Origin of the sequence: Larkinella fluvii (genome assembly GCF_051857545.1) — a bacterium.
In the GTDB taxonomy this organism is placed as follows: Bacteria; Bacteroidota; Bacteroidia; order Cytophagales; family Spirosomataceae; genus Larkinella.
In genome coordinates this window covers 112,009-126,239 of sequence record NZ_JBPZHB010000004.1, presented here as the reverse complement: position 1 = coordinate 126,239, position 14,231 = coordinate 112,009, and the positions used below count along the sequence as shown (strand labels likewise).

Here is a 14,231-nt window from a genome sequence, read left to right as displayed (position 1 = left end):
CAAAGGTTTAATCTACTTTACAACAGTTTATCCAGCGTAATGGGCAAACTCCGAATCCGTTTTCCGGTGGCGTGAAAAACCGCATTGGCAATGGCCGCCGGCATGCCGACAATCCCGATTTCTCCCAGTCCTTTCACCCCCAGCGGATTCACAATGGTGTCGGTTTCTTCCACAAATATCACATCAAGACCCTGAATATCAGCATTCACCGGAACATGGTATTCGGCCAGCGAGTGGTTCATAAACCGGCCAAACTGGTGATCCATCACGCTTTCTTCCTCCAGCCCTTTGCTAATGCCCCACACCATGCCGCCAATAATCTGACTCCGGGCGGTTTTCGGATTCAAGATTCGTCCGCCCGCTACGGCAGTCACCGCCCGCGTTACCCGAACCGTTCCGAAATCTTCATCGACCTCCACTTCCACAAAAACCGCCGAATGAACCGCCCGGGCGTATTTGCGTTGCTCCAGCATATTCGGCAACGACGTCGATGTTTCACTCACGGCCCGCCCGCCATTCGTTCCGACGATGTCCAGCAGCGAAACCGCTACAGACGAATCCTTTTTGAGCCGGATGTGGGCATTCTCAAAAACAATCTCATCCAGTTTCACATCAGCAAATGGCGAATGCGGCATTTTTTGAGCCATTTTGAAGAGCTTTTTCCCCAAATCCTCGCAAGCCACTTTCACGGCGGAACCTACCGTGGCTGCCGTCCAGGAACCGCCCTGAATGGGTGCCAGGGGCATATCAGTATCTCCCAGTCGAAAAATAACGTCTTCTATGGGCATACCGAGCGTGTCGGCGGCAATCTGGGTCATAATCGTATACGTACCGGTTCCGATGTCGGCGGTAGCACTGCTGACCCGGAGTTTTCCATTGACCGTCAGCACGGCTTCCGCTCGCGCGGGCATGTGCATCGACTCCCAAATACCGGTGGCCATGCCCCAGCCGACCAGCGTATGGCCGTTCCGCATGGAGCGCGGTTCGGGGGTTCGGTTCGACCAGCCAAACTGCTCGGCACCCTGCCGGAAACATTCCCGTAATTCCTTGCTCGAATACGGCAGGTCTTCGTTCATGTCGCGTTCCGTGTAGTTTTTCAGGCGAAATTCAACGGGATCCATACCTACTTTATAAGCCAATTCATCGATGGCACACTCCAGGGCCGACATGCCGGTTACCCCACCCGGCGCGCGCATGTCGATCGGAGTATAGACATCCAGAGGCACCAGATTATAGGTCAACGTCACATTCTGAGCCGGATACAACATGCCCGCCCAGTTCACGACAATTTCGGTGTAATCCTCAAATTGAGAGGTTTCTCCCACGGCATCGTGCCAAATGGCCTCAAGCTTTCCATCCGCCGAAGCGCCGAGCGACACGTTCTGAACCGTAGCCGGGCGGTGTCCAAACGTAAACATCTGCTGGCGCGTGAGCGAAACCCGAACCGATCGTTTGAGTTCACGGGCGGCTAAAACCGCTAAGAATAACTGGTATTGCGGACGCAAACCGGCACCAAAACCGCCCCCGACGAAGGGCGAAATAACCCGGACGTCCTTAAAGGGAATGCCAAATACCTGCGAAACATACAATTGGCTGTTGGGTGCCCCCTGCGTTTTATCGTAAATCGTCAGCTTGTCGTTTTTTTCATACACCACCGTCGTAGCAAACATCTCCATCGGGTTGTGATGCTCGGCAGAGTGGACATACGTTCCCGAAACCTGCACCGCTGCCCGCTGGAAAGCCTTTTCGAAATCACCGCGTGGTTTGGGCGGTGGCGGTTTGAGCAAACTGGCAACGCCCGATTTCGGTTCCCGCGCCCGGTGCAGGTTGTGCTCCAGCGCCGTTTCGTGTTCTTCTTCTTCGTACTCAATCCGGATCAGCGAAGCCGCATACCGGGCCAGTTCCAGACTTTCGGCCACGACCAAAGCCACCGGCTGGCCGCTGTATTTCACCGTCGCATCGCGCAACGGCCGGAAGGGCGAACCCGGTGGCGCATCCTGGTCTTTGTAGCTCATGTCGAACCAGGCCAAACCGGGGCGGTTTTCGTGAGAAAACACCTGAATCACGCCCGGTAGTTGAAGTGACGCTTCGGCATCGATGCGGGTAATTTTTCCTTTCGCAATGGAACTGGAAATCACCCAGCCATGCGCCAGGTCCGCAGCTTTGTATTCAGCAGCATATTTTGCTTTTCCCGTGACTTTGGCTACACCGTCGACACGATTGATGGATTTTCCGATGTATTTGGTCATGATGCGGGTTCAAGTTTAGCGGCCTGTTTCAATGCCCGGACAATGGCGCGTTTGGCCAGTTCGATTTTAAACGTATTGTGTCCATATCCTTTGGCACCGGCCAAAAGAGCGTCTGCTACGGATTGAAAATCTGCTTCTGACAGATTTTGGCCCACCAGCATGGCTTCCACCTCGGGCTTGCGCCAGGGTTTGTGCGCCACCCCGCCGAGCGCAATCCGGGCGTCGGTGATGTGGTTATTTTCAATCTCCAGACCCACCGCCACCGACACCAGTGCGAAGGCGTAGGAAGTCCGGTCACGAATTTTGATATAGGCATTATAGTCCGAAAATCCTTTGGCGGGCAGATCGATGGCCGTTACCAACTCACCCGGCTGAACGGTATGATCGCGCCAGGGTTCATCACCGGGCAAACGGTGAAAATCCGCAAACGGAATGGTTCGATCCCCATTCGGTCCCGTCACCCGAACGACAGCATCGAGGGCCATAAGGGCCACGCAGAGATCCGACGGATGGGTGGCAAGGCAGGTCGTTTCAGGCTGCTGATCGCTCGTACCCAGAATGGCGTGAATCCGGTTGTAGCCATGAACTGCCCCACAGCCTGACCCCGGTTCACGCTTGTTACAGGGCGTTGCCAGATCATAAAAGTAATAGCAGCGGGTCCGCTGGAAGAGGTTACCACCGTTGGTGGCCATGTTGCGCAACTGCGCCGATGCTCCCGCCAAAATGGCCCGCGACAGCAGCGGATACCGGCTTTCGACAGCCGGATGATACGCCGTATCGGCATTCGTCACCAACGCACCAAGTCGAAGTCCACCGTCTTCGGTGTCGTCAATGGTATTCAGTGTCAGCCGGTTAATGTCTACCAACCGGTTGGGCCGTTCGACATTCTCCTTCATCAAATCGAGCAGGTTGGTTCCTCCTGCAATAAATTTGGCTCCCTCATGGGTTGCCAGTTCGCCTACGGCCATGCTGATGTCGCTGGGTCGGGCATACGAAAAACTGTTCATAGCGTCAGGCGTTGGGGTCAAGTTGCATCACTTCCTGAATGGCATCGACGATGTGGGGATAGGCTCCACAGCGGCAGATGTTACCACTCATCAATTCCCGAATGTCGTCGGCGGTTTTCGCACGGCCTTCCTGCATCAGTCCGACCGCCGAACAGATTTGACCGGGCGTACAGTAACCACATTGGTAGGCATCGTGTTCGATAAAGGCGGTTTGCAACGGATGCAGGCCGTTTTCTCCGGCAAGTCCTTCGATGGTGGTGACGTCCGAACCATCCTTCATAACGGCCAGCGTCAGGCAGGAGTTGATCCGTTTGCCATCGACCAGCACCGTGCAGGCTCCGCACTGGCCATGATCGCAGCCTTTTTTCGTACCGGTTAGGTTGACGTATTCACGGAGGGCATCGAGCAACGTCGTCCACGGTGCCAATTCCAGGTGGTGAACGGTGCCATTAATGGTGAGCTTGACGGCGTGTTTTTCCGGCAGCGAAGGTGCCAGGCTCGCTACAGAGCCGGGGGATAGGGTCGTTTGCATAGTGCGTGGTTCATAACGTACCAAGCTAAGCGACGGAAGCGGTTAAATGTTGAAGAATACAGTTATTTGTTAGGCTCCGGCCCAGGGAAGGCGCTGGCACCACCTTGCCCATTCTCGAAATATTAGCCGGTTTGATTGGTTTTCCGGTTATCGACGGCGTACTTCGTCGCAAACAAACCAAATCCGCGCCCTTATGAAATTGGGATTAGTAGCTGCCCTTTTATTCTGTATGCTGTCAGGTGTTTCAGCCCAGACGGTTTCCCGGTTTCCATTGAATGTGTTGTCGTTTAATATTCGGTACAACACGCCACAGGATGGGTTAAATGCCTGGCCGAACCGGAAGGAAATAGCCGCCCGTGTATTCACGGATTACCAGGTTGATTTTGCCGGTTTGCAGGAAGCACTCGCCGGACAGATCGCTGATTTACAGGACCAATTACCCCACTATGCCTGGATTGGCGTGGGTCGTGACGACGGAAAAACCCAGGGCGAGTTTTCGCCGATTTTCTATAACAAGCAGAAATTCGAGGTGCTGAAACAGGGCACGTTCTGGCTTTCCGAAACACCCGGGGTACCGGGCAGCAAATCCTGGGAGGCCGCTTTTCCCAGGATCGCAACGTATGCGGTTTTTCAGGATAAACGCAATGAAAGTCAAGTCTTTGTCATCAATACGCACTTCGACCACATCAGCGAAATCGCCCGCCAGAACAGCGCGAAACTGCTCATTGGCAAGATCAAAGAATTGAGCAATGATCTCCCGGTGATTCTGACCGGCGATTTTAACACGCCCGATGCGTCGCCTTCCATCAAGACTTTGACGAGTGATTCGACATTCAAACTCACCAACTCGGAAAGTCTGTCGGAAAACCCGCATACGGGCGGCACCAGCACCTTCAACAACTTCAAAACCGACCAGCGCGGCCCGGTGATCGACTTCATTTTTGTCGGCCCGGACGTAGCGGTGCAACGCCATGATTACCTGCCTATTTTAAAAGATCAGGTTTTCATTTCCGACCACTGGCCGGTTTTAAGCCGACTGGTTTATTAAAATTGATGCTGTGCCAGTAGCAAAAGATGTTTGTAGAAAAATTGGGTTGCGTACCCAGAGACACGCAACCCGCTTTTTCTACAAACATTCGTCCCCTACGCTGCCAAAAACGCCTGGTTTAATTTATTTCAGCTTGCCGACCGAGCTAAAATCGCCAATCACCGTAACACTCGGTTCCGGCCCTTTGATGCCGTCTTTGCCAAACTGGCGGGCAATCCCTTCGTGAACAAAATAGTAGGTATCCCAATAGTCGGCACTGTTGCACCAGACCCGGACGTCGAAATGAAACGCCAGCTCGGTTAGTTTGGTCACCAGAATGTCGTGTTCCCGGTTTTTCAATCCAGTCGGACAGGCATCCACCACACGTTTGATCGACGCCTTGACCGCATCGACTGCATTGGAATTCCCGGCGGCAAAAACCATATCGACCCGGATCGTTCCTTTCCCGGAAATATTGGTTACCGGTGACGTTGACAGTGCTCCGTTGGGCAGAATGATTGTGCGGTTGTCGAGCGTTACCAGAATGGTGTTGAAAATGTGAATGGCTTCCACATTACCCGTAAAGCCTTGAGCCGTAATCAGATCGCCCACCCGGAACGGTTTGAACGTCAGAATCAGCACGCCACCGGCAAAATTGGCCAAACTCCCCTGTAGCGCCAGACCCACCGCCAAACCGGCGGCACCGATGATGGCAACAAACGAGGTCGTTTCGACGCCCAGCGTACTGGCCACACTCAGCAACACCAGTACCTTCAAAATAGCACCCACCAGCGACAACAGAAAAGGCTGAACATCCCGGTCGACCTGCCGTTTGTTCATTACGGTGGAAAGCATTTTTACCACTTGATTGACCAGCCAAAGGCCGACAATCAGAATGACGATGGCCAAAAGAATTTTGAAACCGTAGAGCGTGGCAAACGCGACGATCTGGTCAATAACATTTTGAAAGGACGATTGGGTGGGTTCCATGCAGTTGTAGTTTTAGTTCCTACAGTTAAGAAGCAGAGAACCCCGAAAAGTAACATTTTAATGAATATTTATTCGCCCCAGATGGTTTAAAGCCAGTTTTTTCGTTTGAAAATCAATAAGGTTACCAACGATGACAGGATAATGGACCCCAACGCGATCGGATAGCCCAACTGCCAGCTCAGTTCCGGCATGTTGGCAAAGTTCATTCCCCAGATGCTCGCCAGCAAGGTCGGTGGCAGAAAAACCAGCGACACCACGGTGAAGATTTTGACGATCCGGTTTTGCTCCAGGTCGATCAAACCGAGGTAGGTATTTTGCAAGAACTCCAGCCGTTCGAAGATAAAATTCGTGTGGTCGATCAGGGAGTTGATGTCTTTGATGAGCGTTCGAAGCCGCTGCTGTTCCTCGTCCGTAAACCAGCCGTCGCTGCGAATCATAGAAGTAATCACGCGCTGTTTATCGACGACATTCTCCCGAATCGACATCGTTAGCTCCTGATAGTCGTTGATTTTCAAAAGCATTTCACGATCCAGGTTGGCTTCCAGATCCAGTTGGCGGTTGATGGATTTGATTTCCAGCGACACCACCTCGATCAAATCGGCGTCGTAATCGATCCGGGATTCGAAAATCGTGATCAGAATCTGCGCCCCGTCGTTGAACATCGACCGGCGCGACTTGATCCGCTTGACGGTATCGGCAAACGATTTCAGATCGGCGTTCCGGTACGTAAACAGCGTCTCGTCTTTCAGCATGAAACTCACCGGCACCGTCACATACATCTGTTCCTTGTCGGGAACCATGAAGTTGGAGTTCGCAATCAGGAAATCGTCTTCCTCGATGTAGCGCGAACTGCTTTCGATCTCGGACTGCTCCTGCTGCGTCTGGAAATTAACGTCAAATTTATCTTCTACGCTCTTGGTTTCTTCGCGCGTCGGGTTCTGTAAATCAACCCAGAGGGTGCGCTCGGTATCGGAAAACGAGTCAATATCCCGAACCTTCCGAACTGCGGCTTCATCCTGTTGGAATATGCGAATCATAGAATACGGTTACATCTCTAAACAATCATTTAAGGAATCCGCTTGCCCGGAATGTCGCGTCCGTTCTGGTGAAGCACCAGTTGCGTCACCTGCCCTTTTTCGTCCTTCACGAACGTCACCTGCGCCGGAACCACCTTCAGGTAAAACTTGGTTTCCGATTCCGGAAAAAGCTCAAAACGGTCCTGACCGGTGGCCTGCGCAAACAGTTGCGTGTCCGTCCGGGTCACGGTAATGCTGAAAGTCGGCGCCAGCTCGTATTTACCGACGTATTTTTCGAGGATTTCGGCCGACACCGTCGCATCCTTCGGGCCTGCTACCTTTTCGCCCAGCGTTTTCAGGACTTCAACGCCGTTGGTGTTGCGCGGATTCAGTTCCACCGACTTTGTATAATCCTTGATGGCCAGTTCTTTATCGCCGTTTTTCAGGTATGCTTCGCCCCGGCTGTCATACACATTAGACGACTGGGGATACGCTTCCACATTGAGATTAAAAACCGCCAGGGCTTCCTTCATTTTGCCTTCCCGCATTAAATCGTAGCCCAATTCGTTCATTTCATCTTCGTTCAGTGAATAGGCTTTGTCCGTTTTTAACTGCAAAAATTGCTGGAGGGCTTTTTCCAGCGATGCCGTCGCGAGGGTTTGCCGGAGGGCCGTCGCGATTGATTTTTTCGGTTTCTCATAGGGCTGGTCGTACAGGATATTCAGAATATTGGCCTGTATGGCACCCAAAACCGTTCCGCCGGTATTATTCAGTAAAATAACCGTGTGTTTGTCGTTGGGAACCCGGGTGAACTGGGTATTGAACCCGTTGATGCCTCCGCCGTGCGAAACGATTAGAACACTGTCTTTCCGCTGCCCGATCTTCGCGTTACCCACACCCCAACCGTAGGCATAATGCGCCAGCGCGGGCGTAAAAAGAGCCTTTTTTGAAGCCGCTGAGAGCAATTGATCCGTATACAAAAGCTGATCCCAGCGATACAGATCCTCCACGGTCGAATACAGTGAACCGGCGGCATACGGAATCGTCATGTCCAGGTAGGGCGCATTGACATAACCGCCCCCCCGTTTTTCGTAGGCTGCCGCCCGTTTGGGTAGAATCGGGCCGGGCAAATCGTAGCCCGTATCCTTCAGTTTCGCCGGGGTGAGAATACCCTCCTGCAAAACCGTCGCGTACGGTTTGCCGGTTACTTTTTCGATGAGAACGCCCAGCAGAAAATAGCCGGAATTGCTGTACGAAAATTTGGAACCGGGTTCAAAATCCAGCGGCAGATCGGAGAATTTTTTCACAAACGCTTCAGGTGCGTATGGGTCGCGGCTCATCGTTTCAAAAAACCGGGGAAAATTGGTATAGTTCGGAATGCCCGACGTATGCGTGAGCAGGTGATGAACGGTTATTTTATCGCCGGTGGCTTTGGGATAATCGGGCAGGTAGGTCGTGATTTTTTCACTGACTTTCAATTTCCCCTGATCGACCAGTTGCATGATGAGAAAGGCCGTGAACTGCTTGGTGACCGAACCTAGCCGGAATTTGGTGTCGGGCGTGTTGGGAATGTTCCACTCCATATTGGCCAGACCGTAGCCTTTTTTCATAATTACCTTGCCGTTTTCGGCCACCAGCACCGTTCCGTTGAACTGCCGGTTTTCGACGTACTGGCGCATGAGTTCCTCTATTTTCTCCGCCTTTTTCTGGGCGAAGGCGTACGGAACCATTAAAATCGTGAGAACAAATGCCAGGATTCGAGTGGTAAATCGTGTGTTCATGAGCTTGTTGGGAAGCGGTTAAACTGAAGGAGGAAGGTCGCTGCTGAAGCGATCGCCAAATCTACTTTATTCTGTTTGAATTTGACAGGGCTACTGAGCGGATGGAAAAGGTTTTTATCCATAAAAACGATCCGGTTTGAAACCAACCGGTTTGAGCAAATGAATTCTCCGCCGGCTTTTGTACATTTGAATTTCGCAAACGAGCCGACGCATGGGAACTACGACACTGGAAGAATTTTATAAAGAAACCGCTTCGCTAATCCCGGAAGGAATCGGCAAAGAGATTGGTCATTTCAATGTTTTCAAAATAGACGAGGTTACGGCTCAGCTTAAAGCAAAACCAGTGATGCCCTATAACCGGCGGGCCTATTACAAAATCAGCCACATCAGCGGGCGGAACCGAGCCGAATATGCGGACAAAGTAATTGATATTGAGAAAAATGCGTTGCTCTTTGCCACGCCCAAAATACCGTATCACTGGGTTCCGCAGGATGAAAACCAGTCCGGTCACTTCTGCATTTTCACCGCCGATTTTCTGGTTCAGACCAAAAGCGGTGTGGTGCTGGACGATCTCCCGATCTTTCAGCCCGGCGGTTATCCCATCTTTCAGCTTACCGACGAAGCGTCGGAAGACATCGCGTATATCTTCCGTAAGATGTACAAAGAACTGGCCTCCAATTATGCCTTTAAATACGATCTGCTGCGAAATTACGTCCTCGAACTGATTCATTACGGACAAAAGTTGCAACCCGAAACCGCCCTCTATCCGTCGCACACAGCCTCGGCCCGGGTGTCCTCTTTGTTCATCGAACTCCTGGAACGGCAGTTTCCGATCGAATCTCCGCACCAGAAACTCAGCCTGCGCACGGCCAGGGATTACGCAGAACGGCTGGCGGTTCACGTCAATCACCTGAACAAAGTGCTGAAAGAAAGTACCGGCAAAACCACCACCGACCTCATCAGCAGCCGGATCGTTCAGGAAGCCAAGATCCTGTTGAAGCAAACCGACTGGAACATTTCCGAAATTGCCTATTCGCTGGGATTCGAGGAAGTGGCTCACTTCTCTAATTTTTTCAAAAAACAGACCGCCTTCACTCCCATCGCCTTCCGGTCCTGAACCGCCTGATTTGAATTTTGCAAACGATGGATTGATGCTTGCAAACCGTGCCGGGTGCTGACCCGCTACTTTTGTTTCATTTGACTGAAACAAAAAACAACCATGGAATCACAACGTAAAATAGCCCTGGTCACGGGCGGTAGCCGGGGATTGGGTAAAAACATGGCCCTGCGTCTGGCTCAAAAAGGAATCGACGTCATTCTGACGTACAACAGCAAAAAAGAAGAAGCCCTGGCGGTGGTAGCCGAAATTGAACAAACCGGTCGGAAGGCGGCCGCCCTGCAACTCAATACGGGCGACGTCAAAAGTTTCGACGGTTTTTTTATCGACCTTTCGGCGGTTTTGCACGACACCTTTGCTACGGATCACTTCGATTTTTTAATCAATAATGCCGGTATTGGACTCTACGGCTCGTTTGCCGAAACGACGGAGGAAGCCTTCGATCAATTGATGAACATCCACCTGAAAGGTGTCTATTTTCTGACCCAAAAAGCCCTGCCCCTGATCCAGGACGGTGGCCGGATTATCAACCTGTCGACGGGGCTGGCCCGGTTCAGCCTGCCCGGTTATTCGGCCTATGCGTCCATGAAAGGGGCCATCGAGGTGCTGACGCGCTACCTGGCGAAGGAGTTGGGCGCACGCGGCATTGCCGTCAACACCGTAGCACCGGGCGCCATCGAAACCGATTTCGGTGGTGGCGTAACGCGCGACAACCCGCAGGTCAATCAGCACATTGCCGGTTTAACCGCCCTGGGCCGGGTTGGACTTCCGGACGACATTGGCGGGGTTGTGGCCTTCCTCTGTACGGAAGAAGCCCGGTGGATCAATGCCCAGCGAATCGAAGTGTCGGGCGGTCAGAATCTTTGAGGAACACGGATTCCGCGGATTGAACGGATTTTAACGGAAGAATATCCGTTTTGATCCGCGGAATCCGTGTTCCTATAATAATCCTTTCAGCGTTACAACCACATTGACGCCATTGGGAAATGCTTTCCGAATGGGCAGTTCCCCTGTTGAAACCGTAGACGAATAGGCGATGGGCCGGTTGCTGAAGATGGGCCGATAGCCAACTCCTAGACCGACCAGGGTTGTCGTGTTGAGTTTGAATTCGGTGTTGAGTACGGGTTCAACCGCCACATAATTGACTTGTCTGCTCGTAAAGTTCCGGTCTTTCAAATCATATTTTAGAAAGCCCCAACCCAGGAGGAGTTCCAGGCTGGAAGCGAATCGAGGGCCTTTCAGGAAATAATACGTGAGCTCCGTCCCTACCCCATTGATAAAAAGACGGGGTTGTTTATCAAAGCCGTCGAGGTTGGCCGGGGCTCTGAAACTCGTCAAATAAAAGGAGTGATAGATGGAAAGCGAAGCCTGAAACCGGTCGTTGATGGTCCGACCCACTTTAACCCCACTCAGCATCGTCGACTGATCCTGTAATTGCGTAAACCGCAGCGGCAAAACGATAAACCATTTTTTATCTTTCTGCATACGATCCTGTCCATAGCTGGCGATGGAAGCCCCGACGAAAAAAACACAGATTGACCAACGTGTTTTTTGATAAAGTGATCTCATTCTTACACCAGAAAAGGTTCTCCTAACGCTAAAATCCTGAGTTGATTATTGATTTTGCCTTCCGCGTAAAGATTTTTCAACACCGTTTCGGGTTCTCCCATCGGTTCATCGGCAGAGTCAAACGTTCCGTAATGAAAAGGAATGAATGTCTTCGCTCCCGTGGCATGAAAAGCATCGACGGCCTTGTAGGGGTCTTGATGATGCTGCCCCATAAACCACGTTGGCGAATAAGCCCCCGCGCCGATCAAAGCCACATCGATGGTCGGGAAAAGCGCACCAATGGATTTAAAGTGTGAACCATGACCTGAATCGCCCCCGTAATAGACGGTTTTCGTTTCGGATTGAATCATAAACCCACCCCAAAGGCTGGTGTTGACATCAAAAGGACTTCTGTTGGCCCAATGCCGAGACGGTAAAAACGTAATCTTCAAAGTGTCAGTAAGTTGATACTGCTGATACCAACCCGCCGATTGAATCGGGTTCGTAACCCATTTGGCCACGAGTTCATTGAGCTTCAACCCCACCAGGAACCGGGCCTTCGGATTATTACGCGCGATGGTCTTGATACTGTCTTTATCGCAGTGGTCATAGTGTGCATGGGAAACCAATACATAATCGATGTTCTGGAATTTTTCCGGCTCCACAGGCAACTCCGAATAGCGTTTCACAACCGGCAACTTCCCGAAAACAGGGTCAATCAAGATACGAATACCGGATAGCTGAATAAAAAAACTAGCATGTCCCAGCCACACAATTTTATCGGATGGTTCCGAAAGCCAATCCTCTTTTTTACGAACGGTAATTCGCCAGGTATCCCGTTTTTTCGCTTCCCGCTGCGGATTTCTTTCCAGCATAAACTTAAGGACGGCGCTGTAACTAATTACCGTAGGATATTCGTAGTTAATAAACAAACCATTCTGGTCCAAAGGCGTGCCTAACCAATCCGGCATAAGGGTTGGTAATACCGGATTGGAGGTGTAACTTTTGATGGTTGGCATGTTTCTTTTTGCGAAAAACCGCTTGAGGATCAATAGCAATGCTGTTAACATTTTTCCTGAAAATTATTGGTGACGACTCCATACTCAAAATCGGTTAGTGACCCGCTGTTTGCACCAGCAAGGTGGTCGGTGCATACCCAAAATGCTTTTTAAAGGCATACGAAAAGTGCGACAGGTTTTCGAACCCCACTTCGTAGCAGACATCGATCGGTTTCTTCTTTTTTTCGATAAACTGGTAGTGTGCCAGTTCCAGCCGCTTTTGGGTAAGCCACCGCTGCGGTGTGACGTTGAACGCTTTGCCAAAATCCCGTTTGAAGGTCGTCAGACTACGGCCCGTCAGGTAGCCGAATTTTTCCAGCGGCAAATTGAACATAAAATTCTTTTCCATGTAGCTGACCAGATCAATTTTACCGGGTTCCTCGAAGTTGCCCAATACAGAATCGATTCCCTGGTCAATCGCCCGGAGAATGTGGATGGCTTCGGTGATTTTCAACGCGGCAATCGTTTCGGGCAGATCCGTCATATCGAAATACGGAACCAGCGAAGCCAGACAACTTTCCAGCAACGGGTGGTTATTGAACCCATAGATTTTCTGCGATTCCGAAGCCTGGGGTTTCACCGGCAGGTTGGCGTAAAAATCCCTCAATCTGTTGGTCGTCAAATGCATGACGACGGTTTTATGCGGCTGGCCGTCTTTCGGATAATTGATGATCGTTGCCAGTTGATTTCTGGGAATTAAAAAAATATCGCCTTTCCCGAAAAAGTAGGTGGCATCGGCCTGCACAATTTTGGTTTCCCCCGAAATAAACCAGATCAGCATGTGGTGGTCGAACAGGATGTCCGACTTGAAAAACCGATCCTCGTACCAGGAAAGTTTGATGTCGTCGGTGATGTATTTGGCCTGATAGTCCATGTTTTTTTTGCTTTGATTAAATTAAATAAGCGATCCATTCCCGTAGGGAATGAACAGCGGAGCGTCGCCGGGCCGCCGGAGCGGTAGGCCAATTCGGTTATCCCGTATTCCGGCGTGCCGTCAGGCACGCAACATTGTATACCTGGCAGTCGGGTACCTCACGGCACGCCCGGTACGGAATGATTATCTACCTACGCTCCGCTGTGGAGCCCCTGACGGGGCAGCGAACGAATTGGATATTTACTGAGTAAAGAAAATTGAATACTACAAAAAATAATATAACCAAAACGCTTCTGGTCATACGGACTGTCCGCCGTCGATCAAAAAATTCGAACCGGTGATATAGGCGGATTCATCACTGGATAAATACGCAATCAAATTCGCTACCTCCTCAGCCTTGCCTAATCTTGACAACGGGATACTGTTGACCAGTTGCTTTTCCAGCTGATCGTCCAGGCCAATTTTATGCATAATTTCTGTAGCGATCGGTCCCGGACTTACGGTATTGACCCGGATTTTGCGGGGTGCCAGTTCGAGCGCGGCAATTTTGGCAACTGCATTGATGGCTGCTTTACTTGCCGCATAGACCGATGCACTTGGCGGAGAAATGGTGGCCGATGTGGACGATAACAACACCACGGATGCGTTGTCATTCAGAACAGGAATAAATTTACTCAGCGTAAAATAGGCCCCCTTGAAATTTACATTCATGATTTCGTCGAACATCGTTTCAGTCATCTGTTCAACAGGCGCAAACTTGGTGATGCCTGCATTGATAAGCAAAATATCGATTTTACCACATTGTTCGGCCACATCCGCTACCAGCCGGTCAATGTCGGCTAAACTGGATTGATCAGCCAGTAAACCGGTCACCTGTAAGGCTGCTGCCGCCTGTTCAACCGCTTCTTTTCGTCTACCGGTGATGATGACGTTGGCCCCTTTTCCATGGAGTGTTTTTGCGGTGGCATACCCGATACCGCTGTTGCCGCCCGTGATGACAGCAACTTTATCTTTTAAAGTTTTCATTGTACG

13 protein-coding genes are annotated in these 14,231 nt (G+C 51.2%); 3 read left to right on the top strand and 10 right to left on the bottom strand.

The genetic code is table 11. The features are described from left to right. Positions 1–17: 17 nt before the first annotated feature. Genes ACS5NO_RS10875 through ACS5NO_RS10865 form a run of 3 tightly spaced genes read right to left on the bottom strand, consistent with a single transcriptional unit; the run spans position 18 to position 3,788 of the window. Positions 18–2,249, bottom strand: coding sequence for a xanthine dehydrogenase family protein molybdopterin-binding subunit (locus ACS5NO_RS10875; protein WP_439415180.1), 2,232 nt, complete (start codon positions 2,247–2,249; stop codon positions 18–20). Continuing rightward, a complete protein-coding gene (locus ACS5NO_RS10870; protein WP_439415179.1) occupies positions 2,246–3,256 on the bottom strand; it encodes an FAD binding domain-containing protein in 1,011 nt (336 codons plus the stop codon). The genes ACS5NO_RS10875 and ACS5NO_RS10870 overlap by 4 nt, the downstream gene beginning before the upstream one ends. Before the next feature lie 4 nt (positions 3,257–3,260). Further along, positions 3,261–3,788, bottom strand: coding sequence for a (2Fe-2S)-binding protein (locus ACS5NO_RS10865; protein WP_439415178.1), 528 nt, complete (start codon positions 3,786–3,788; stop codon positions 3,261–3,263). A gap of 193 nt (positions 3,789–3,981) precedes the next feature. On the opposite strand from ACS5NO_RS10865, the gene ACS5NO_RS10860 reads away from it, so the two are divergent. Further along, complete coding sequence (locus ACS5NO_RS10860; protein WP_439415177.1) at positions 3,982–4,836, top strand: endonuclease/exonuclease/phosphatase family protein; 855 nt, start codon at positions 3,982–3,984, stop codon at positions 4,834–4,836. A gap of 123 nt (positions 4,837–4,959) precedes the next feature. Here ACS5NO_RS10860 and ACS5NO_RS10855 read toward each other — a convergent pair whose 3' ends face one another. The 3 genes from ACS5NO_RS10855 to ACS5NO_RS10845 form a co-directional block, all read right to left on the bottom strand. Beyond that, on the bottom strand, positions 4,960–5,805 hold the full coding sequence (locus ACS5NO_RS10855; RefSeq protein ID WP_421830440.1) for a mechanosensitive ion channel family protein: 846 nt from the start codon (positions 5,803–5,805) through the stop codon (positions 4,960–4,962). 86 nt (positions 5,806–5,891) lie between these two features. Then, positions 5,892–6,842, bottom strand: coding sequence for a magnesium/cobalt transporter CorA (gene corA / locus ACS5NO_RS10850; RefSeq protein ID WP_439415176.1), 951 nt, complete (start codon positions 6,840–6,842; stop codon positions 5,892–5,894). A gap of 29 nt (positions 6,843–6,871) precedes the next feature. Then, complete coding sequence (locus tag ACS5NO_RS10845; RefSeq protein ID WP_439415175.1) at positions 6,872–8,602, bottom strand: serine hydrolase; 1,731 nt, start codon at positions 8,600–8,602, stop codon at positions 6,872–6,874. Positions 8,603–8,813: 211 nt separating this feature from the next. Here ACS5NO_RS10845 and ACS5NO_RS10840 point away from each other — a divergent pair, with 211 nt between their 5' ends. Together ACS5NO_RS10840 and ACS5NO_RS10835 are read left to right on the top strand one after the other, a co-directional pair. After that, complete coding sequence (locus ACS5NO_RS10840; protein ID WP_439415174.1) at positions 8,814–9,719, top strand: helix-turn-helix domain-containing protein; 906 nt, start codon at positions 8,814–8,816, stop codon at positions 9,717–9,719. 102 nt (positions 9,720–9,821) lie between these two features. Continuing rightward, positions 9,822–10,586, top strand: a complete 765-nt coding sequence (locus ACS5NO_RS10835) for an SDR family NAD(P)-dependent oxidoreductase (RefSeq protein ID WP_439415173.1) — start codon at positions 9,822–9,824, stop codon at positions 10,584–10,586. A gap of 72 nt (positions 10,587–10,658) precedes the next feature. On the opposite strand, the gene ACS5NO_RS10830 is transcribed toward ACS5NO_RS10835, so the two are convergent. The 4 genes from ACS5NO_RS10830 to ACS5NO_RS10815 form a co-directional block, all read right to left on the bottom strand. Then, entirely contained in the window at positions 10,659–11,288 is a 630-nt protein-coding gene (locus ACS5NO_RS10830; protein ID WP_439415172.1) for a hypothetical protein, read from the bottom strand. A gap of 2 nt (positions 11,289–11,290) precedes the next feature. Further along, positions 11,291–12,337 carry an MBL fold metallo-hydrolase gene (locus ACS5NO_RS10825; RefSeq protein ID WP_439415171.1) on the bottom strand — a complete coding sequence of 349 codons (1,047 nt, stop codon included), beginning with the start codon at positions 12,335–12,337 and terminating at the stop codon, positions 11,291–11,293. Between the two features lie 43 nt (positions 12,338–12,380). After that, positions 12,381–13,199 (bottom strand): helix-turn-helix domain-containing protein, encoded by an 819-nt coding sequence (locus ACS5NO_RS10820; protein WP_439415170.1) that lies wholly within the window; start codon positions 13,197–13,199, stop codon positions 12,381–12,383. 297 nt (positions 13,200–13,496) lie between these two features. Continuing rightward, positions 13,497–14,225 (bottom strand): SDR family NAD(P)-dependent oxidoreductase, encoded by a 729-nt coding sequence (locus ACS5NO_RS10815; protein WP_439415169.1) that lies wholly within the window; start codon positions 14,223–14,225, stop codon positions 13,497–13,499. Between the last annotated feature and the right edge of the window lie 6 nt (positions 14,226–14,231).